We start from the raw sequence: 21,016 nt of genomic DNA, 5'->3' as shown, positions 1-21,016 counted from the left end.
GCCTTTCATGTCCGACAGTCCAGAGCAGGACTACGACCCGGGCGACGTGGCCGTCATCGGCATCTCGGCCAAGGCGCCCGGCGCCGGCACCAAGGAACAGTTCTGGGACAACCTCGTGCACGGCAGGGAGTCCGTGACGTTCCTGTCCAAGGACGAGATCAGGGTCGACGAAACCCTGATCAACAACCCGTCCTACGTGCGGGCCTGCGGCGTCCTCGACGGGTACGACGCGTTCGACCCGTCGGTGTTCGGGATCAGCGACCGGATGGCGGCCGCGATGACCCCGGAGAACCGGCTGTTCGTGGAGAGCGCCTGGGAGGCGCTGGAGGACGGCGGCTACGACCCGGACCGGGTCACCGGCGAGGTGGGCATCTACGGCGCCAACAACCCGCAGACCGCCGCGCTCTACAGTTCTCCGCCGGACCGGGTGTCGGTCGGCCCCGAGGCGATCGAGCACGGCCTGGCGTGGTCGCCCGACACCATGACGTCCAACGCGCTGTACTACATGGGCCTGACCGGCGAGGCCGTCACCGTCACCACCGCCTGCGCCGGATTCCACTACGCGGTGCACCTGGCCTGCCAGTCACTGCTGCTCGGCCAGACCGACATGGCGATCGCCGGTGGCGCGATGGTCCGCCTGCCGCACCCGCGCGGTCACCTGTGGGAGGAGGGCCGCATCCTGTCCAAGGACGGCCACTGCCGCCCGTTCGACGCCAACGGCACCGGTTCCGCGCTGTCCAGCGGTGTCGTCACGCTGCTGCTCAAGCCGCTGGCCGAGGCCGTCGCCGCCCGCGACCACGTCTACGCCGTGGTCAAGGGTTCGGCCATCAACAACAACGGCGTGAGCGCGGTGGCCTACGGTCTCGCGCAGCCCGAGCGGCTGAGTGCCTGCATCGCCAACGCCATGCAGGTCGGTGGGGTCGGTCCCGACACCGTCTCCCTGTACGAGGCCAACGGCCTCGGCCTGCCGATGACCGACGAGCTCGAAGTGCACGCGGCGAACATGGCGTTCGGCAAGCAGACCGGCACCTGCTCGATCGGCGGGGTCAAGGGCAACGTCGGCCACGGCGGCGTGGTGGCGGGCGGCTTCGGTGCCCTGAAGGCCGCGATGGGCCTTTACCACAAGAAGCTGGTGCCGACGATCAACCTGACGGAACCCAACGAGGACATCGACTTCCCCAGTACCCCGTTCGTACCGCAACGGGAACTGGCGGACTGGGAGCCGGCGGCCGGCATCCGCCGGGCGGGCATCACCGCGATCGGCGGCGGTGGCTACAACGCGCACCTGGTGCTGGAGGAGCCGCCGACGCTCGCCGAGCGCGCCCCCGAGGCCGTCGACCGGCCGCGCCTGGCCACCCTGTCCGCCCTGGACGACGAGGCACTGGCCCGGCAGCGGGCGCGGCTGAGGGACTGGCTGGAGGCCCGTCCCGAACTCCGCCTGGACGACGTGTGCTTCAGCCTCAACGTGGGCCGCAAGGTGCTGGGCCGCCGCTGGGCGGCCGTGGTCCGCAGCCGTGCGGAGCTGATCGAGGCGCTGTCCGCCGACGCCCCCCGCGGCCGAACCGTCGCGACCGGCGCCGCGCCGCAGGTGGACGTGGCGTCCCTGCCGCGCAACGACGAGGGGATCGTGCCGTCCGGGCAGGACGGACCGGCACTGTTCGATCTCGGTGCCGCCTGGGTGAACGGTCAGCGGGTGGACTTCGACTCCCTGCACCAGGGGGAGGCCAGTCACCGGGTCTCGCTGCCCACCTACCCGTTCCGGCCGCGTCGCTTCTGGCGTACGGACTGGTGACCGTGACCACACCAGCACTGGACGTCGTGGACCTGGGCGACCCCGCCACGTTCGCGGACCACGACCTCGACGCGTTCTGGCGCACCCTGCGCGACACCTACCCGGTGTATTGGAACCCGCCGGTCGACGGCCGCCGCGGCTTCTGGGTGCTCTCCCGCTACAACGACATCATGGCCGCCTACCGGGACGACGTGCACTTCACGTCCGAGCGCGGCAACGTGCTCGTCACGCTGCTGGGCGGCGGGGACGCCGGTGCCGGTCGGATGCTGGCCGTCACCGACGGGCACCGGCACCACGAGTTGCGGAAGATCCTCCAGCGGGTGCTCTCGCCGAGGGTGCTCAGCGAGGTCGCCGCCGCGGTGCGGGTCAACACCCGGCAGCTGATCCGGGAGGCGGTCGAGGCCGGCGGCTGCGACTTCGCCGAGCAGATCGCCAGCCGGATCCCGATGACCACGATCTCGAACCTGCTCGGCGTGCCCGAGCAGGACCGGGACCACCTGCTCGCCCAGACCAAGGCCGCACTGTCGAGCGACGCCGAGGACGTCGACGAGGTCGACTCCGAGATGGCCCGCAACGAGATCCTGATGTACTTCATGGACATGGTCGAGGAGCGGCGGGAGTCGCCCGGCGACGACGTGATCAGCATGCTGGTCGCCAGCTCCATCGACGGTGTGCCGCTGTCCGACGAGGACATCGTGCTCAACTGCTACAGCCTGATCATCGGCGGCGACGAGACCAGCCGGCTGACGATGATCGACGGCGTCCACACGCTGGCGGCCCAGCCCGAGCAGTGGCGGCGACTCAAGCACGGTGAGGTCGCGATCGACACCGCGGTGGACGAGGTGTTGCGCTGGGCGTCGCCCACCATGCACTTCGGACGCAGCGTGGTCGGCGAGACCGAACTGCACGGCGTGCAACTGCGCCCGGGCGAGATCGTCACGCTCTGGCACGCCTCCGGCAACCGGGACGAGCGGATCTTCGACCGGCCCGGGACGTTCGACCTCGGCCGCACCCCCAACAAGCACCTGGCCTTCGGCTACGGTCCGCACTTCTGCATCGGGTCGTACCTGGCCAAGGTGGAGATCGCCGAACTGCTCATGGCGTTACGGGACTTCACGACCGGCTTCGAGCGGACCGGTGCGGCGCTGCCCATCCGGTCCAACTTCCTGACCGGGTTCTCGTCCCTGCCGGTGCGGTTCCGACCCGACCACTCCGGAATGAAAGAGGTCGACTGATGAGCGGCAACCCCTTCGACGACGGCGAGGGCGACTGGCTGGTCGTGACGGACGCCGACGGACGGCACGCCCTGTGGCGCCCGCACCTGCCGGTGCCGAAGGGCTGGCGGATCGTCTACTCCGGCCCGCACCGCGACGGCGCCCTCGACTTCGTCGAGCAGAACGTCCCGGCGACGGCGGGCACGCCGACGGCCTGACCACCGTGGAACGGGGCGCCGGCACCGCGCTCGCCCTCCCGGTGCGAGCGCGGTGCTGCTCCGCAGCAACGACAGCGGTGTACGCGCACTGAACAGATACCCGACCGGCGACCGCCTGGAGCGCGAGTGAACATCTACATGTCAGGGCAAGGAGCATTCGCGGTGCAGGTCGCGGAGGCCCTGTGGGACGAAGGGCACAAGATCACGGGCGTGGCCGCCCCCCGGCTGCGCAAGGGGCACTCCGACGAGGGCAACGCCCTGTCCTGGGACCGCCTGCGCTCGTGGGCGTACCCCCGGAGCATCCCGTGGACCGATTCGGCCGAACTGCGGGCGATGCACGTCCCGGACGGGGTGGACGTCATCGTCGCCGCGCACTCCCACGCCTTCATCGGCCGCCAGACACGGTCCCGGGCCGCCGTCGCGACCCTCGGCTACCACCCCAGTCTGCTGCCGCTGCACCGCGGCCGGGACGCGATCCGCTGGACGATCCGCGACGGGGACAAGGTCACCGGCGGCAGCGTCTACCACCTCACCGAACGCACCGACGGCGGCCCGATCGCCGCGCAGGAGCACCTGTTCGTGCCCCCCGGCTCGACCGCCCAGAGCCTGTGGCGCGAGCACCTGGCCCCGCTCGGCGTGCGGTTGCTGCTCCAGGTGGTGACCGACCTCGCCGAGGGCCGGCACGTCGAGGTCCCGCAGGACGAGAAGCTGGCGACCTGGGAACCCGCGATGGACACCCAACCGCTGTTCAAACCCGAACTCATCGCCCTGCCCGGCACGGCACCGGTCGACGGCAGCAAGTGGGCGCTGCACGCGCGGTGACGAGGCACCCGAACCGGCGACGCCCCGCGCCGACTGCCCTGCGTCGTAACCGTGTTGACGTCGGAGCGGGGGTGTGGAGAAGGTGCGCGGATGGAGATCAGCGATCTGACGGCCGCCGAGGGGCGGGTGTGGCGGGCCTTCCCGCACGGCACCGCGGTCGACTTCCGCGCGCACGAGAACGAGGTGACGCCGTTCGGGAACGCCTGGGGTACGGACCGCACGGTTCGCGGCGAGGTGCTGCGCGCGCTCCTGCTGAGCGGGGCTTCGGCCGACGGGGCCATCGCCGGCCTCTGGGTGGTGGGGGCACGCGTCGTAGGACGGTTGGACCTGGCGCACGGCACCGTCGACGTCCCGATACGGCTGATCGGTTGTCATTTCGCTTGCGTGCCCGACCTGTTCGGCGCCGATCTGCGTCATGTGGTCCTGAGCCGGTCCCACCTGCCCGGCCTGGAGGCCGCGGACGTCCGTGTGAACGGGGCGCTGCGGTTGACCGCCTGCCACCTCACCGGCGCCACCCGGCTCGGCGGCGCCGAGGTCACCCGCAGCCTCCACCTCGATCGGACGACGGCGACGGCACCCGTGTGCCTGGACGGCGCCCGCATCGGCGACGCCTTGGTGGTCAAGGGGGCGCGGCTGTCCGGCGGTGACGGGATGGCGCTGAGCGCCGCCAACACCAGCGTGGGCGGTGGGGTCATCGGCACGGACCTCGACGCACACGGCACGCTGCTGCTGACCGGCCTGCGGGTGGGCGGCACCCTCAACCTGGAGGGGTCCCACCTGAGCCGTCCGGGCGGCGCGGCCCTGGCGGCGGCCGTGCTGACCGTCACCCTCGACGTGCTCTGCAACGGGCTGCGCGCCGAGGGCGAGGTGCGTTTCACCCGGTCCCGGATCGGCGGGCGGCTCAGCCTGGAAGGCGCCCGGGTCGCCAACCGGGGGCGGGCGGCCGTGCGGCTCGGTGGGGCCGCCGTCGGCGCGGAGGTGGCCGCGGCCGACCTGCGCACCGAGGGGCAGGTCAACCTCAGGGGCGCCACCGTCACGGGCGCGTTGGTGCTCACCGACGCCCGCCTGTCGCACGCCGGCGGCGCGGCCCTCCTGGCCAGTGGCTGTTCGGCCGCACAACTCTGGCTGGACGGAACCGAGTTGGTCGAGGGCCATCTCTCGTTGCGGGGCGCGGTGTTCGCCACGATCCATGCCGCCCCCGAGACCTGGCCGGCCCAGGTGTGGCTGGACGGGCTCACCTACCAGGCGCTCTTCCCCCGCCTCTCCCCCGCCCGCCGGCTGGCTCCCCTCCGACGTGACGGCGACGGATACGTGCCGCACTCCTACGAACAGCTCGCCGCCGCCTACCTGCGCCTGGGTGACGAGGCGGCCGCCCGCACCGTCCGCCTGGCCAAGCAGCGCCACCACCGGTCCACCCGGCCCCGGTACGCCCGGCTCTGGGGGTACGTGCAGGACGCCACCGTCGGCTACGGCTTTCGGCCCCTGCGCGCCACGGGGTGGTTGTGCGCCCTGCTGCTGACCGGTGTCACCGCGTTCGGCCTGCACCCGCCGAGGCCCTCGAAGCCAGGGGAGGGACCCGACTTCAATCCGTTCGTCTACGCGCTCGACCTGTTGCTGCCGGTGGTTGGCTTCGGCCAGGCGAAGGCGTTCCAACCGCAGGGCTGGTACCAGTGGCTGTCGTACCTGTTGGGCGCCCTGGGGTGGGTCCTGGCCACCACCGTCGTCACCGGCATCACCCGGACTGTCAGCCGCCCGTGACGGACCTGCCCGACCGGCCCCCGTTCGGCCGCGTGTCCGGGCCGCCGTCCGTGGGCAGCCCTTGGGCATGGTCGAACTACCGCAAGTCATCCGCGCGCGGATCGAAGCGCCGCACATCTGGTACGTCGCAACGGTCAACCGGGACGGGTCGCCGCACGTGAGCCCCATGTGGGTCGGCCTGGACGGGGACCTGGTGCTGTTCAACACCTCCGTCGGCCGGGTCAAGGAGCGCAACCTGCGCCGTGATCCGCGCGTGTGCCTGTCCCACGCGGACCCGGACGACCCCTACGACCGGGTGCAGATCCGTGGGCGCGCCGTCCGGTTCGTCGGCGGCCCGGAGGCGGACCGCACCATGGACGCGCTGGCCCGGGTCTACCGCGGCACCGACCGCTACGAGTGGGGAATCCCCGGTGAGGAACGCGTCGTCGTCCTGATCGAGCCGCTGCGGGTGAGCCGGGTGGTGGGGGTGGAGCCCCTGCCCAAGGGGGCGCCCGGGGCCTGAGTCCGCTCCGAAGCACCGGGGGCCGGACCCGGCTCCTCTACCCCCGTTCCGCCTGGTCACACGTGCCGCCCGCGGTGACCTCGCTCATGGGCAACTCCCGTGCGGCCCCGTACGATTGCCCGCCGCTCCGGTCGGGGCGGCGGGCAGTACTCGGAGGAACGGAAACCATGGCAGTACGAGCAAGGGGCAAGCTGGCGGTCCTCGGCACCGCGGGGGCACTGGCCGCCGCGGTCTTCGCGGGCAGCGCCCTGTGGCCGGGCGGCAACGAGGCCGAGGCCGTCGGGTCGTCGTCCCGGGTGGCGTCGGCGGAACTGAAGCACTGGCCCGCGCCGGTGGCCGAGAAGCTCGGCGAGGTCATCACCGCGAACGAGCACAAGGGCGCCTACGCGGTCTTCGACGCGGACAACACCACGTACCGCAACGACTTGGAAGAGGCGCTGCTGCCCTTCTTGGAGCGGAAGGGCGTCCTGACCCGCACCTCCATGGCGCCTTCCTTGAAGGTCATCCCCTTCAAGGACACGGCGACGCACAAGGAGAGCCTGTACAGCTACTACAACCGCTTGTGCGAGGTCGACGACCAGGTCTGCTACCCCTGGGCGGCCCAGATCTTCTCGGGCTTCACCCTGAAGCAGCTCAAGGGGTACGTGGACGAGCTGTTGGCGTACCGCAAGCCGATCCCCGCCGAGTACTACGTGGACGGCAAGCTCACCAAGACGGAGGTGCAGGCCCCCCGCTTCTCCCGGGGCATGCAGGAGCTCTACCACGCCCTGCGCAGGCACGGGGTCGAGGTGTACGTGGTGAGTGCGGCGTCCGAGGACTTGGTGCGGATGGTCCTGAGCGACCCCCGGTACGGGTACGACGTGAAGCCGGCGAACGTCATCGGCGTCTCCATGCTCCTGAAGGACCGCACGACGGGCTCCGTCACCAGTGCCCGCAAGGAGATCGCGGCCGGTCGCTTCGACCCGGAGAAGCTCGCCGACCGGGAGTTGACACCGACCCTGTGGGCCCCGTTGACCTGGTACGAGGGCAAGCCGGCGGCGATCAACACCTACATCGACGAGTGGCGCAAACCGATCCTCGCGGCGGGCGACACCCCCAAGAGCGACGGCCCGATGCTCTTCCACTCCACGGACGTGGCGCACGGTGGCGTGCGGGTGTGGGTGAACCGCAAGGAGAGTTCGATGAAGGAACTCGACGCGATGAAGAGCGCCAACGCCCGGCGCCAGAAGGAACTGGGACAGCAGGTCACCGCGGACAAGCACTGGCTGACGGTGACGCCCGAGCAGATCGCCTGAGGACGGCCCGGCTTCGTCGCGCGCCGGCGGAACCGCGGCTTCCGCCGGCGCGCCGGGGTGGGCGCGGCTTGCTCCGGTTCGTCCCGGAGTCGTCCGCCGCGCAGCCATCGACGGCCCGGAGGGCGCGCCGACCGGCGGACGACGGCCCCCTATGCTGGAGGCCGCCCGGCCGAAAATGACCGGGTCGACGACGCGGGAGGGGTTTGTGGCAGCGCTGGATCCGGGCGACCCGCGTTCCATCGGCGGATACCAGTTGTTGGGGCGGCTGGGCGCCGGCGGCATGGGACGGGTCTTCCTCGGGCGTTCGCCCGGTGGTCGCCAGGTCGCGGTCAAGGTGGTGCACGCGGCACTGGTCGACCAGCCGGACTTCCGGTCCCGCTTCCGCCGGGAGGTGCACGCCGCCCGCGCGGTCAGCGGGGCGTTCACCGCGCCGGTGATCGACGCCGATCCGGACGCGCCCGAACCCTGGCTGGTGACCAGTTACATTTCCGGCCCGTCGCTGGAGCGCGCGGTCACCGACTGGGGGCCGATGCCCACGGCACGGGTGTTCGCCCTGGCCGCCGGGCTGGCCGAGGCGCTGGTGTCGATCCACGGCGCGCAGCTCGTCCACCGCGACCTCAAGCCCTCCAACGTGCTGCTCGCCACGGACGGGCCGCGGGTGATCGACTTCGGTATCGCCCGGGTCGTCGAGGGCAGTTCCCTGACCATGACCGGGTTCGCGCTCGGCTCGCCGGGCTTCATGTCGCCGGAGCAGGTCAACGGCGAGGAGATCGGTCCGGCCAGCGACGTCTTCTCGCTTGGCTCGGTGCTGACCTACGCGGCCACCGGCGGCAACCCGTTCGGCAACGGCCATCTGGCGTCCCTGCTCTTCCGGGTCGTCCACGACAGCCCCGACATCAGCCCGGTCGCCGACCCCGCCCTGCGCGCACTGATCAGCGACTGCCTGGCCAAGGACCCCGCCCAGCGCCCCACGCCGCGGGAGATCCTCACCCGGTGCGGCGAGGCGGCCCGGGAGGACGCCTCGGACGGCGGTGCCGCGTCCACGGGCGAGGGTCACCACACCATAGGCGGCACCCTGGACTCCGGTGCGCCGGGCGAAGCGCCCCGTCCGGGCCGCCGGCCGGGCGACGAGGCGCCGACGGTGCCCGCCGCTGCCGGTTCCCGGACACCGACCCTCCCGCCGACTCCGGTGCACAGTGCGCCCGCGCCCCCGCCGCCGCCCGCACCGGGCACCCCCTCGACTCCCGTGCCGAGCGTTCCGCCGACCCCGGTGCCGAACGTCGCGGAGACGCCGGTGCCGAACGTCCGGGACACTCCGGTGGCGGGTTCGCTGCCGATTCCCCCGCAGGCGCAGGCACGGCCGCTGTCGGACGGGACGGCGGCCCGGCGCGGCCCCAGCCGCCGCACGCTGCTGATCTCGGCGGCCGCCGCGGCGGCGGTGGCCGCGGTGGCCGTCCCGGTGGCCCTCTCCCTCGACCAGCACGACGCTCCGGCGTCCCCACCGGCCCGGCCCACCGGCCCGGAGCCGGTCGCGGCCTGGCGACTCGACGAGCAGTCCGGCACGTTGGCGGCGGACGCGGTCGGTGCCCACGACGGCAGCGCGGCCGACGTCCGCTGGGGCGTGGGCAACAGCGGCGCGGCGCTCTTCAACGGCGTCAGCAGCCAGATCATCACCCGCGACCAGGTGCTGGACACCGGCCCGGGGCAGAGCTTCACGATCTCCGCCTGGGTCTACCTCACCAGCGCCAACGGCTTCGCCACCGTCATCAGTCAAGGCGCCGACAGCAGTTCGTTCTTCCTCCAGTACTCCGGCGACGACCGCCGGTGGGCGTTCTCCCGGCCGGGCGTCCGGGCCCTCGCGGACCAGCCGCCCGCGCTGAACACCTGGACCCATCTGGTCGGGGTCTGTGACGCCGCCACCCACCGGCTGCGCCTCTACGTCAACGGCACGCAGCAGGGCACCGCCACCGACACCCGGCCCGTCACCCGGCCCGGCCCCCTCATGATCGGCCGCGCCGCCCTGGGCGGCCGACCCGTCGACTTCTTCTCCGGCGGCATCAAGAACGTCCAGGTCTTCGACCGGGCGCTGGCCCCGAGGCGGATCGCGGCGCTGGCGCAGGGCGACGCGCGGTGAGTCGTGGCGGTCGACCGGCGGGGCGGGTGCCCTCCCCCGGCCGGCCGGCGCCGTCGGTGGGCGCCTGGGCCTGAGGTGCACAGCGTCGGCGCCCGGCGGTCAGGCGCCGACACCGCCGTGGTCGCGCACCGCACCCCATGTCAGCCCACCCGTCGGGCCAGCACCTGCCCGGGCCACGCACCGGACCGGAAGGGTTCGGTCGGGGTGAAGCCGTTGCGCTCGTAGAACGCGACCAGTTCGCCGCCGCCCCCCGCCCAGCAGTCGACGCGCAGCAGCTCCACGCCGGCCCGCCGGGTCTCCTCGACGGCGTGGGCCAACAGCGCCGCCCCGACGCCCAGGCCGGCGTGCCGGCGGTCGGAGACCAACAGCCTGACGTACCGCTCGGGTTCCCCGGCCGGCGCGATCGGCAGCTGCGGACTGGGGCCGGAGTCCAACACCAGGGCGCCGACCGGAGCGCCGCCCAACTCCGCGATGTAGGGGGCGTTCTCGGTCGTGTACCGCTCGACCCGCGCCGCCCCGCCCGGCTTCTGCGAGTAGGGGGTGGTGCCCCACTGCTCGGTGTTGCCGCGGGCGTTCATCCAGGCCACCGCGGCGTCGAGCATGTCGAGGATGGCCGGTGCGTCGGCCGGGCCGCCTGGTCTGATCCGTATGTCACGCGTGGTGTCGTTCACAGCGGCACCCTAGTGCCGCGCGCCCTGGCCTGCGACGCCGCCGGCCAGGGCGGCACGGCCGTGGCTGCTGGGGCGGTGGTTAACGTCCGGGCCGGGGCGCGTTGGCGGCGGGGGGTTGCGTCATTAGTGAGGCGTTATCGGTGCGCTAGTGATCCACGACAGAGTCAGGGGCGTACAAGGGCGTTGGTCGAGGGCCGTCGGAGCTTTTGGGCTCCGGTCGGCCCGTCGAACGGGGGAGCACGCATGCACGAGGTGGGACACTCCACGGAACGGGCGGGACCTGCCCGTAGCGTCCCTCCGCCGTGCCGCGCGCACGCCGGGCGGCCCTGACGGACCGTGCCGCAAGGGCACGCGGCGATGTCGCCGTCGGGACGTGCGGCGCCCTTGACTGGGGGGAGCCGGCTGCGCCGCGCTGGGGAGGCGTGGCGCAGCCGGCGAAGCCGAAGGCGGCCCGGGGTTGCGGGCGCCAGTCATCCGTCGTCCTTGCCTTGGCCTTCCGTTGCTCCGCTCTTGTCGCTCCGTTGGCCTGCCGCTGAGAAGTTCCCCTTCTCGGGGGCGGGGATCGCGGCGAGCGCGGCACCCACCTCCCCGCCTCCTTATGGGCGTCCCAGTCCCACCGTTCTGGGTGCCCCACAGACCAGAACTCCGAACGAATGCGATGGGGATTGTCATGCCTGCATTGAGCCGCCGAGGCGTGTTGGGACTCGGGGTGGGAGCGGCGACCGCGCTCACCGTGGCCGGTTGTTCGCCCTTCGGGTCGTCGGGTTCCGACACGGTCGCGGCCAACCCCGGCGCGGTGCCGGCCAAGCCGATCGGGGACGGCTCGACGGCGTTCACCGGCAAGCAGCCCCACCAGCCGCCGACCCCGCAGAAGCTGCAACCGGGCGAGAAGCCGCCGCAGTTCGTCGTCTTCTCGTGGGACGGGGCGGGCGAGGTGGGCAACGGCCTCTTCCCGCGGTTCCGCAAGCTGGCCGCGGACCACAACGCCTCGATGACGTTCTTCCTGTCCGGGCTGTACCTGTTGCCCGAGCAGAAGAAGCGCATGTACCGCCCGCCGAACAACCGCGTCGGCGCCTCCGACATCGGCTACCTCACCGACGAGCACATCAGGGCGACGCTGACGAACGTGCGCGCGGCGTGGTTGGAGGGCCACGAGATCGGCACGCACTTCAACGGCCACTTCTGCGGCACCGCTTCGGGCTCGGTGGCGCACTGGTCCCCCGCGCAGTGGAACGACGAGATCGAGCAGGCGGTGTCCTTCGTCAAGAACTGGCGGACCAACACCGGCTTCACCGACCTCGAAGCGCTGCCCTTCGACTACGACAAGGAGCTGGTCGGCGGCCGGACGCCCTGTCTGCTCGGCCAGGACAACCTGCTGCCCACGGCCCGCAAGCGCGGCTGGCGCTACGACGCCAGCTCGCCCGGTGGCCTACAGATGTGGCCCCGCAAGAAGCAGGGCATATGGGACTTCCCGCTCCAGCAGATACCGTTCCCCGGCCATTCCTTCGAGGTGCTCTCGATGGACTACAACATCCTGGCCAACCAGTCGAAGAACTCCACCAAGGCCCCGCCGGCCAACTACCCGGGCTGGCGCAAGCAGGCCGCCGAGGCGTACATCTCCGGTTTCCAGCGGGCCTACGAGACCAACCGCGCACCGTTCTTCATCGGCAACCACTTCGAGCACTGGAACGGCGGCATCTACATGGACGCCGTGGAAGAGGCGCTCAAGCACATCGCCGACGAGCGGAACAAGGACGTCCGCCTGGTCTCCTTCCGCCAGCTCTGCGACTGGCTGGACGCCCAGGACCCGCAGGTCCTCGCCGACCTGCGCCGGCTCGGGGTGGGCCAGCAGTTCACCGGACGCCGGTGACGGTCCCGGGGCGCAGGCACCCGCGCCGTGCGGACGCCCTGGTTGCCGGGCCGGCGGCCGGGGCCGTGGCAGGGTGTGGGCATGTGCGGTCGATTCGTTGCCACCCGCAGCCCCCAGGACCTGAGCGGCCTCTTCCACGTCACGCAGTGGGATCCGGCGGACCTCGTCGCGCCCAGTTGGAACGTGGCGCCGACCGATGACGTGTGGACCGTGTGGGAACGCCTGGACCGCGGCACCGGAGCCGTGGAGCGGCAGTTGCGCGCGGTGCGGTGGGGGCTGGTGCCGTCGTGGGCGAAGAGTCCGGGCGTCGGCGCCAAAATGATCAATGCGCGGGTGGAGACGGTGCACGAGAAGCCGGCCTACCGGCGCGCGTTCGCCAAGCGGCGCTGCCTGCTCCCGGCGGACGGCTTCTACGAGTGGCAGACCCTCCCGGCCGCCGCGGGCTCGACGGGCCGGCCCCGCAAGCAGCCGTACTTCATCAGCCCCGAGGACGGGCAGGTGATGGCGCTGGCCGGCCTGTACGAGTTCTGGCGCGACCCGGGCGTGGCGTCGGACGACGATCCCGCGGCGTGGTGGGCGACCTGCACCCTCGTCACCACCGAGGCCACCGACGCCGCCGGCCGCATCCACCCCCGCATGCCGCTGGCCATCGCGCCGGACCACTACGACGAGTGGCTGGACCCGGCGCACCACGACACCGACGAGCTCCGGGCCCTGCTGATGACACCCGCCGGCGGCCGGCTCGACGCCCGGGCGGTCAGCACCGCGGTCAACAGCGTCCGCAACAACGGTCCCCACCTCCTCGACCCGCCCGGGTGACGTGCGCGGCCGACGTGCTCACCGGGCCGTTTCGGTCGTCCAGGTGACCGGCAGCTCGTGGACGCCGTAGATGTTCATGTCGGTGCGGAGCTTCACCTCGCCTGCGGGGACGGCGAGTTCCAGGGTGGGGAAGCGGCGCAGCAGTCCGGCGAAGCCGGCGCGCATCTCGACGCGGGCCAGCTGCTGGCCCAGGCACTGGTGGACGCCGTGGCCGAAGGACAGGTGGCCGCGGGCCTTGCGGTGGACGTCCAGGGTGTCGGGGTGCTCGAAGCGCCGGGGATCGTGGTTGGCGGCCAGCAGCGAGACGACGACGGTCGATCCCTTGCCGATCGTCTCCCCGTCGAGTTCGATGTCCTCCGTGGCGTAGCGGTAGAAGACGTCACCGACGGCCAGGTAGCGCAGGAGTTCCTCGACGGCGTCGGGCAGCAGGTCCGGGTGGGCGCGGAGTTCCGCCAGCTGGTCGGGGTGCTCCAGGAGCGCGAAGGCGCCCAGGGCCAGCATGTTGGCGGTGGTTTCGTGGCCCGCGAGCAGCAGCAGGAAGGCGATGCCGGTCAGCTCTTCGATGCTGAGGTCGTCGTGGCGGGCCAGGTCGGACAGGATGTCCTCGCCGGGGGCGGCGCGCTTGCTCGTGACCAGTTCGGCCAGGTACGTGGTCAGCGCCCCGTACGCGGCCATCTTCTCCTCCAGGGTCTGCTCCTTGACGAGGAACTTCGCGGAGTTGGTCTGGAAGGTGTCCCGGTCCTCGTAGGGGACCCCGAGCAGCTCGCAGATGACCAGCGAGGGCACCGGCAGCGCGAACTCCCGGACCAGGTCGACCGGCGGGGCCAGGCGTGCCATCGCGTCCAGTTGGCGCTCGGTGACCTCGACGATGTGCTCTTCGAGCTGCTTCATGCGCTTGACGGTGAAGGCGCCGGTGAGCTTGCGGCGCAGCCGGGTGTGGTCCGGCGGGTCCATGGCGATGAACACGCCGGGGATCTGCGGGGACGGTTCGGTGGGGACGGGCATGCCGGGGGTCTCGTACGGCACGTGGAGCACGCCGAGGTCCTGGCGGGAGCTGAACCGGGTGTCGGCCATGAGCTGGCGGACCGCGTCGTAGCCGGTGACGAGCCAGCCCTCGTGGCCGTCGGGGAAGACCAGGGGGCTGACCGGGCGGGCCGCGCGCAGCCGGGTGAGCGCGCGGGGCGGGTCGAAGGGGTTGGCATCGCGGTCCATGGGGAGGCCGTGCGGAACGGGCACCGTCTGACTCATCACAGGTCCTTTCGCGGCAGCTGGTGACCTCACTCTGGCCGACGGGCCTGACACGCCGCTGACACCGTTCTGACACCGGTCGGCCGGGGTCGCCGGCACCGGTGCGCGGCGTCGCGCGGGACCGTGCGGGGCGGCCGGCGCGGCGACGCGGATCACTCCTCGGGCCGGGGCCACTGCGGTAGGACGACCCGCACCAGCAGGCCGCCGGTCGGCCGGGCCCGGGCCGTGACGGTGCCGTGGTGGCCGTGCACGAGGGAGCGGACGATCGCCAGGCCCAGGCCGTGGCCGCTGCGGTCGCTGGCCACCCGGGGACGCGCCCGGTAGAAGGGTTCGAAGAGGCGGTCCACGACGTCGGGGGGCACCATCGGGCCGGTGTTGGCGACCTCCAGGACGACCTCGCCGTCGTGCGCCTCGACGTGCACCCGCACGGTGCCGCCGGGCACGTTGTGGGTGCGGGCGTTGTCGACGAGGTTCACCACGAGTTGACGCAGCAGCGTCGCGCTGCCGCGGACGTGGTGCGCCGTCGCGGTGTCGGTGGCGTCGGTGGCGTCGGTGGCGTCGGTGGCGTCGGTGGTGAACGAGAGCGTGACGTCGGTCGGCTGTGCCGTGCGGTCGGTGCGCGCCGCGTGGACGGCCCGGGCGGCGACCTCGACCAGGTCCACCGGCCCGGCGTCCGGGACCCCCTGGTCCGCCGCCGCGAGCCGGAGCAGCTCCTGCACCACGCGGATGTTGCGTTCGTTGGTCTCCCGCAGCATGGGGACCAGTTCCGCGAGTTCCTCCGCCGACGGGTCGACCGCGGCCACCTGGAGGATCGCCCGCGTCGTGGCGAGCGGGGTGAGCAGTTCGTGCGAGGCGTTCGCGGCGAACCGTTGGTGGGCGGCGAAGGACTCCTCCAGGCGGCCCAGCGTGGTGTCGAAGGTGTCGGCCAGCTGCCTCAACTCGTCCGCCGGGCCCTGGGCGTTGATCCGGTAGGACAGGTCGCCCTCGCCCGCTTTGGCCGCGGCCCGGTTGATGGTGTGCAGCGGGGCGAGCAGCCGCCGCGACAGGATCCAGCCCGCGCCGAGGCCGACGGTCAGGACGAGCAGCACGCCGCTGACGGAGACCACGAGGACCGTCGACCACACGTCCTCCTTGCTGCGGATCAGGCCGGACGCGTCGATCCGCCGGCCCTCCTGGAGCGTCTTGGGCGGTTGGGAGTCCGGTGGCGGCCCGCTCGCGTGCGGCGGGGTCGAGGTCGGGGACGGCACCTCGACGGGCGTCGTGAGGTCGTAGGTGGGCAGGTAGCGGATGCCGACGTAGATGATGGCGACCATCAGCGCCGAGCAGAGCGCCAGCGCCCCGCCGAAGCCGAGGAAGAGCCGCGCGTGGATGCTCAGCGTGCGGGACCGGTCGCGGACCCGGCGGAACCTCATGCGACGCCCAGGTAGTAGCCCGCACTGATCGCGGTGTGCACGATGCGGGGCTCACCGAGCTTCTTGCGCAGGGTGTGCACCACGAGGCGCACGGCGTTGGTGAGCGGGTCGGTGTGCGCGTCCCACGCCTTGTCCAGGAGGTACTCCGGACTGAGCACCCCGCCGTCGGCGCGCATCAGCAGCTCCAGGACGGCCAGTTCCTTGGGCGTGAGGCGGACCTCGGCGCCGGCGCGGGTCACCCGGCGGCGATGGGTGTCGAAGCGGAGGTCGGCGAAGGTCAGGACGGGCGGGTGGGCCATGGGGCTGCGCCGGTACAACGCCCGCAGCCGGGCGACGAGTTCGGGGAAGTCGAAGGGCTTGGCCAGGTAGTCGTCCGCGCCCAGGCCGAGGCCGGCCACCTTGTCGCCGAGCCGGCCCGCGGCGGTGAGCATCAGGATGCGGCAGTCCAGGCCCATGGCGACGATGCGGCGGCAGACCTCGTCGCCGTGCACCCCGGGCAGGTCGCGGTCGAGCACCACGGCGTCGTAGTCGTAGACCGCGACCCGTTCCAGGGCCGTGGCGCCGTCGTGCGTGACGTCGACGGCGATGGACTCGCGGCGCAGCCCAAGCTCCAGGACCCGCGCCATGTACGGCTCGTCCTCGACCACCAAAACCCGCATGTGCGCCGGCCCTTTCCGCAGTTTCTGAGAATTCCGTGAAATCGACGGGCCGGACCGTACGAGATTCCGACCCTTTCCCGGTGTTCTCGTCACGTCTATCAGCTGCCGCATTTGAATCGTATATGAGGGCTCGCGGAATGCGGTTTTCCGCAAACACGGCTCACATCGGGCGCTCCCTAGCGTTCCGGTCATGAATCTCTACAAACGGGCCTGGTGGCGGCTGACCGGCCATCCGGGCAAGACGGCGATGTTGATCGGATTGTTCTTCGTGATCTGCACCCTGGTGCTGTCCGGATTCCTGATCCAGTCGGCGGCGGCCCGTGCGGCCGACCACGCCAAGAAGAGCGTGGGGGCCGTGGCCACCATGCAACTCGACGTGAACGCCCTGCTCAACTCGGGGAAGAACAACGGCACCGACCCCGCCGGACAGCAGGGCGGGACGATCGGTTCCCGCGGTGACCTGCACCGTTCGCTGGTCGACAAGATCTGCGCGTCGTCGGTGGTGAGCCAGTGCAACTACACGACGGACAGCGGCGCCTTCCCCACCAAGTCGACCCGGCTCTACCAGCCGGTGCCGCCGCCCCGCGGCCAGGACTCGCTCGGCACCGATCTGTTCAAGGTGGACGGCATTCGCGACCTGAATGCGGTCGGCGCCTTCCGCAACGGCGACGCCACGTTGGTGGCCGGGCGCGGAATCGGGCCGGACAGCAAGAGCGACGAGATCGTCGTCGAGGAACGCCTGGCCAAGGAGAACGGCCTCAAGGTGGGCGGCCGAGCGAAACTCAAGGTGGGTGAGTTGCCGCCACCCGGCCAGAAGGCCGACGGGCAGGAACACGAGTTCAAGGTCATCGGCATCTACCGCAGCGACGTCGCGGACACCGGTGCGTACGTCCCCGCGATGGCGGACCCGGCCAATCAGATCTACGCCACGCCGGACGGCGCCAGCGTGCTCCTCGGCAAGGGCGCCGGCAAGGACGGCGTCCTCAAGCAGGCCACCTTCACCCTCGACGACCCCAAGGACCTGGACCGGCTCAAGAAGGATGCCGTGGCCGCGGGCGCCGACCTGGAGGTCTTCCCGCTGTCGATCAACGACAAGCAGTACCGGACCCTGGTCGGCCCGATCACCAAGACCGCCGACTTCGCCAGCCTCACGGTGTGGCTGGTCGCGATCGCCGGCACCGTCATCCTGGCCCTCGTCGTCGCCTCCCACCTGCGCGAGCGCCGCCGCGAACTGGGCATCCTGCTCTCGCTCGGGGAGAAGAAGCCCAAACTGCTCGGCCAACACCTCGTGGAGGTGGTCGCCTGCGCGGTGCTGGCGATCGGTCTCGCCGGCGTGTGCAGCCAGTTCCTCTCCCGGGCCCTCGGCGACCGGCTCCTGGCCAGTGAGGTCTCCGCCGCCAACGAGTCGGCCGCGAACGAGGCGAACCGGCCCGATCCCAGCGACCCCACCGGCCTGGCGAAGAAGGACCGCCCCGAGGTCTCGCCGATCTCGTCGATGGAGATCCGCCTCGGACCCGCCGACCTCGCCAAGGTCGGCGCCACCGGACTCGGCATCGCGGCCCTGGCGACCTGCCTCCCGGGCGCCCGCGTGCTGCGCCTGAACCCGCGCGACATCCTCACGAAGGGCGACTGACGTGACCACCCCCGTCCTGGAACTCACCGGCCTGAGCCGCACCCACCACACCGGCAACCGCCGCCGCACCGTCCTGGCCGACGTCTCGTACGGCTTCGACGCCGGCCGCATGTACGCCATCGTCGGACCGTCGGGATCCGGCAAGACGACGCTGCTGTCCCTGGCCAGCGGCCTGGACTCGCCCACCTCGGGCAGCGTCCGCTTCCGGGGCCGCGACATCGCGGAGCTGGGCCTGGGCACCTACCGCAACCGGCACGCGGCCACCGTGTTCCAGTCCCTGAACCTGCTCACCTACATGACCGCCGTGCAGAACGTCACCTCCGCCATGGAGATCACCGGCGTCAAGGGGGTGCCGAGGAAGCGACGCGCCCACGAACTGCTCGATCTGCTCGGCATCGAGCCGGCCGACCGCGTCCGGCGCACCCTCCAGCTCTCCGGCGGCCAACAGCAGCGGGTCGCCATCGCCCGGGCGCTGGCGTGCGAGGTGGACGTCCTCTTCGCCGACGAGCCCACCGGCAGCCTCGATCACGAGACGGCCGACGGCATCGTCCGGATCTTCCGGCGGCTGGCCCACGACGAGGGCAAGTGCGTGATCGTGGTGACCCACTCGAAGGAGGTCGCGCACGCCTGTGACGAGGTCCTGCACCTCAAGCGGGGCAAGCTGGTGCCGCACGGGTGACCGCTCCCGTGCGGCACGGTGCGTGGTGCGGCCCGCCCCGTCCGAGCGGGCGGGCCGCACCGGCGTCAGAATCAGAAGACGAACGGCCCCGGCGCCTGGGGCGAGGTGGCCTTGCAGGTCGCGGTGATGCCGAACACGACCACCTGGAGCGAGGAGCCTGCCAGTTGGTCGCCCGCGGCGACGGTGCCGGTCAGCGGGCCGGTGGAGACCGCGCCGCCGGCCGGGATCGCCGGGTTGGACGCGCCGCTGAACACCACGGTGTCCGAGCCGTTCTTGGTCAGCGTGAGCTGCGAGGAGACCGAGTTCGCGCCGATGTCGAGGGGCGAGGTGATCGCCGAGGTGGACACGCTGATGGTGGCGTCGGTGCCGCTCTGGGTGGCGGTGAGCGTGGCCGAACCGGAGCCGTAGCTACCGCAGTCGAAGGAGAGGGTCGCGGTGTCCGGCGTCACCGCGGCGGAGGCCGGCGCCATCGCGAGGGTGCCTGCGAGGGCGATGCCGACGCCGAGTAAGGAGGCGAGGCCGAGCTTGCCGTGTCTCATGGGAGACCGCCTTTGTGAGGGGGAGCCAATTGAGGCACGCGCCCCTGAAGACGACAAGACAACCGCCTCATGATTTTTGGCGTGTCTATGCCAACCAGCCAGACTGGCTCGGGCGCCGATCCGCAGCCACCGTGACCTGAGGGGAGCGCCCCCGACCGCCCGGCATTTAGGCTGGCGTTCACCGGTCGATCCCCCACCGGCAGGCGGGAGTTCGACCCCGGTCGGAACTCTTCTGTCACCCTGTCAACACGCCCTTGAGGACGGACATCGTGCTCGGAGTACGCGCTTCTTGGTGGCGGCGACGCCTCGCCTTCCGCTTCGCCGCCATCACCGGCCCCGCACTGGTCGTCGCCACGCTGCTGACGCCGCCTTCGGCCCACGCGGCCGCGGCGGACGACATCCGCATCAACGAGGTGGTGACCACCGGCGACGTCAACGACTCGATCGAGCTGTACAACAAGGGCTCCGCCGCCGTCGACCTCTCGGGGTGGATCCTCAAGGACGACAACGACGGCTCCTCGTACCGGATCGCGTCCGGCACGACCCTGGCCCCCGGCGCGTTCCGGGCCTTCGACGTGCACGCGGCGTTCGGCCTGGGCTCCGACGACGAGGCGCGCCTCTACCTCCCCGGCGGCACCACCCTGGTCGACAGCTTCGGCTGGAGCAGTCACTCCGCCCCCTCCTGGTCCCGCTGCCCCGACGGCACCGGCGCGTTCGGCGCGGCCCGCCTGACCCTGGGCGCGGCGAACGCCTGCGGCGGCAACGGCGGCCCCGCGCCGACGGCCTGGCCCGGCGGCAGCTCCGTCACCACCGCCGACGCCACCAACGTCTTCGGCGAGGACCTCAGCGGCCTGTACCAGGAGGGCGGCGTCATGTGGGGCGCGCAGAACTCCGGCACGCTCTGGCGCCTGGTCCCCGACGGCTCCGGTGGCTGGCGCCCGGACACCGCGGGCGGGTGGAAGTCCGGCAAGACGCTCCGCTTCCCCGGCGGTTCCGGCAGCCCGGACAGCGAGGGCGTCACGCTCACCGGCGCCGGTTCCGCGGGCGGCGTCTTCGTCGCGAGCGAGCGCAACGGCGACGCGTCCGGGACCAGCCGACTGTCCGTGCTCAAGTACGACACCGGCGGGTCCGGTACGACACTGACGGCCGCGAAGGAGTGGAACCTGACCGCCGACCTGCCGCCGGTCGGCGCCAACCTCGGCCTTGAGGGCATCACCTGGGTCCCCGACACCTACCTCACCTCGGCCGGCTTCAAGGACGGCTCGACCGGATCGGCCTACGACCCGAAGCGGTACGGCAGCCACACCGGCGGCGTCTTCTTCGTCGGCGTCGAAGGCACCGGCACGGTCCACGGGTACGTGCTCCAGGACTCCGGCGCCTACACCCGCGTCGCCACCCTCGACAGCGGCATGACCGGCGTGATGGAACTCCAGTGGGAACCGCAGGCCGCACGCCTGTGGGTGGTCTGCGACGACACCTGCAACGGCCAGCACCGGACCATGAAGGTCGACGCGTCCGGCGCGTTCGCCACCACGGCCGTCTACGACCGCCCGAGCGGCATGCCCAACCTCAACAACGAGGGCGTCTCCCTGGCCGGCGCCGACGCGTGCGTGAACGGCACCAAGCCGGTGTACTGGGCCGACGACAGCAACGACGACGGCCACGCGCTGCGCAGGGGCACCGTCACCTGCTGATCCGAACGTCCGCGGACTGCGGCCCGGGGCACGCCTGCCGGGCCACAGTCCGCCGGC

18 protein-coding genes are annotated in these 21,016 nt (G+C 71.8%); 13 read left to right on the top strand and 5 right to left on the bottom strand.

Annotated features, from left to right (window positions below; all coding sequences use genetic code 11):
* Positions 1–7: 7 nt before the first annotated feature.
* From ABD385_RS16295 to ABD385_RS16260, 8 genes are all read left to right on the top strand, one after another.
* Positions 8–1,792 (top strand): beta-ketoacyl synthase N-terminal-like domain-containing protein, encoded by a 1,785-nt coding sequence (locus ABD385_RS16295; protein ID WP_344576239.1) that lies wholly within the window; start codon positions 8–10, stop codon positions 1,790–1,792.
* A complete protein-coding gene (locus ABD385_RS16290) occupies positions 1,789–3,027 on the top strand; it encodes a cytochrome P450 (RefSeq protein WP_344576238.1) in 1,239 nt (412 codons plus the stop codon). The genes ABD385_RS16295 and ABD385_RS16290 overlap by 4 nt, the downstream gene beginning before the upstream one ends.
* A complete protein-coding gene (locus ABD385_RS16285; RefSeq protein WP_344576236.1) occupies positions 3,027–3,224 on the top strand; it encodes an MbtH family NRPS accessory protein in 198 nt (65 codons plus the stop codon). Before ABD385_RS16290 ends, ABD385_RS16285 begins: the two co-directional genes overlap by 1 nt.
* A 162-nt stretch (positions 3,225–3,386) precedes the next feature.
* Positions 3,387–4,046 (top strand): formyltransferase family protein, encoded by a 660-nt coding sequence (locus ABD385_RS16280; protein WP_344576233.1) that lies wholly within the window; start codon positions 3,387–3,389, stop codon positions 4,044–4,046.
* A 90-nt stretch (positions 4,047–4,136) separates the two neighbouring features.
* Complete coding sequence (locus ABD385_RS16275; protein WP_344576230.1) at positions 4,137–5,804, top strand: membrane-associated oxidoreductase; 1,668 nt, start codon at positions 4,137–4,139, stop codon at positions 5,802–5,804.
* A gap of 67 nt (positions 5,805–5,871) precedes the next feature.
* The gene (locus ABD385_RS16270; protein WP_344576227.1) at positions 5,872–6,306 is read left to right on the top strand and encodes a PPOX class F420-dependent oxidoreductase; all 435 of its coding nucleotides are present in this window, start codon (positions 5,872–5,874) and stop codon (positions 6,304–6,306) included.
* Between the two features lie 167 nt (positions 6,307–6,473).
* The gene (locus tag ABD385_RS16265) at positions 6,474–7,601 is read left to right on the top strand and encodes an HAD family hydrolase (protein ID WP_344576224.1); all 1,128 of its coding nucleotides are present in this window, start codon (positions 6,474–6,476) and stop codon (positions 7,599–7,601) included.
* A 205-nt stretch (positions 7,602–7,806) separates the two neighbouring features.
* Complete coding sequence (locus ABD385_RS16260) at positions 7,807–9,735, top strand: protein kinase domain-containing protein (RefSeq protein WP_344576221.1); 1,929 nt, start codon at positions 7,807–7,809, stop codon at positions 9,733–9,735.
* A gap of 140 nt (positions 9,736–9,875) precedes the next feature.
* On the opposite strand, the gene ABD385_RS16255 is transcribed toward ABD385_RS16260, so the two are convergent.
* Positions 9,876–10,406: a GNAT family N-acetyltransferase gene (locus ABD385_RS16255; protein ID WP_344576219.1), complete on the bottom strand. Its 531-nt coding sequence runs from the start codon at positions 10,404–10,406 to the stop codon at positions 9,876–9,878.
* A gap of 670 nt (positions 10,407–11,076) precedes the next feature.
* Here ABD385_RS16255 and ABD385_RS16250 point away from each other — a divergent pair.
* Together ABD385_RS16250 and ABD385_RS16245 are read left to right on the top strand one after the other, a co-directional pair.
* Entirely contained in the window at positions 11,077–12,276 is a 1,200-nt protein-coding gene (locus ABD385_RS16250; protein WP_344576216.1) for a polysaccharide deacetylase family protein, read from the top strand.
* Positions 12,277–12,357: 81 nt separating this feature from the next.
* The gene (locus ABD385_RS16245; protein ID WP_344576215.1) at positions 12,358–13,095 is read left to right on the top strand and encodes an SOS response-associated peptidase; all 738 of its coding nucleotides are present in this window, start codon (positions 12,358–12,360) and stop codon (positions 13,093–13,095) included.
* An 18-nt stretch (positions 13,096–13,113) separates the two neighbouring features.
* Here ABD385_RS16245 and ABD385_RS16240 read toward each other — a convergent pair whose 3' ends face one another.
* The 3 genes from ABD385_RS16240 to ABD385_RS16230 all read right to left on the bottom strand — a co-directional run bounded on the left by ABD385_RS16240 (position 13,114) and on the right by ABD385_RS16230 (position 16,414).
* Entirely contained in the window at positions 13,114–14,343 is a 1,230-nt protein-coding gene (locus ABD385_RS16240; RefSeq protein ID WP_344576214.1) for a cytochrome P450, read from the bottom strand.
* A gap of 152 nt (positions 14,344–14,495) precedes the next feature.
* Positions 14,496–15,755 (bottom strand): sensor histidine kinase, encoded by a 1,260-nt coding sequence (locus tag ABD385_RS16235; RefSeq protein WP_344576212.1) that lies wholly within the window; start codon positions 15,753–15,755, stop codon positions 14,496–14,498.
* Positions 15,752–16,414: a response regulator transcription factor gene (locus tag ABD385_RS16230; RefSeq protein WP_344576209.1), complete on the bottom strand. Its 663-nt coding sequence runs from the start codon at positions 16,412–16,414 to the stop codon at positions 15,752–15,754. Before ABD385_RS16230 ends, ABD385_RS16235 begins: the two co-directional genes overlap by 4 nt.
* A gap of 190 nt (positions 16,415–16,604) precedes the next feature.
* Here ABD385_RS16230 and ABD385_RS16225 point away from each other — a divergent pair, with 190 nt between their 5' ends.
* Both ABD385_RS16225 and ABD385_RS16220 read left to right on the top strand, forming a co-directional pair.
* Positions 16,605–18,047: an ABC transporter permease gene (locus ABD385_RS16225; protein ID WP_344576208.1), complete on the top strand. Its 1,443-nt coding sequence runs from the start codon at positions 16,605–16,607 to the stop codon at positions 18,045–18,047.
* Between the two features lies 1 nt (position 18,048).
* Entirely contained in the window at positions 18,049–18,726 is a 678-nt protein-coding gene (locus ABD385_RS16220) for an ABC transporter ATP-binding protein (RefSeq protein WP_344576206.1), read from the top strand.
* A gap of 71 nt (positions 18,727–18,797) precedes the next feature.
* On the opposite strand, the gene ABD385_RS16215 is transcribed toward ABD385_RS16220, so the two are convergent.
* A complete protein-coding gene (locus ABD385_RS16215) occupies positions 18,798–19,265 on the bottom strand; it encodes a hypothetical protein (protein ID WP_344576202.1) in 468 nt (155 codons plus the stop codon).
* Positions 19,266–19,534: 269 nt separating this feature from the next.
* On the opposite strand from ABD385_RS16215, the gene ABD385_RS16210 reads away from it, so the two are divergent.
* Positions 19,535–20,959 (top strand): lamin tail domain-containing protein, encoded by a 1,425-nt coding sequence (locus ABD385_RS16210; RefSeq protein WP_425585414.1) that lies wholly within the window; start codon positions 19,535–19,537, stop codon positions 20,957–20,959.
* Positions 20,960–21,016: the final 57 nt, after the last annotated feature.

The sequence above is a fragment of the Streptomyces lunalinharesii genome (genome assembly GCF_039532155.1).
GTDB classification, from domain to species: Bacteria; Actinomycetota; Actinomycetes; order Streptomycetales; family Streptomycetaceae; genus Streptomyces; species Streptomyces lunalinharesii.
Note: the sequence above shows the minus strand (reverse complement) of the source record. Positions and strands in the feature narration are given on the sequence as shown.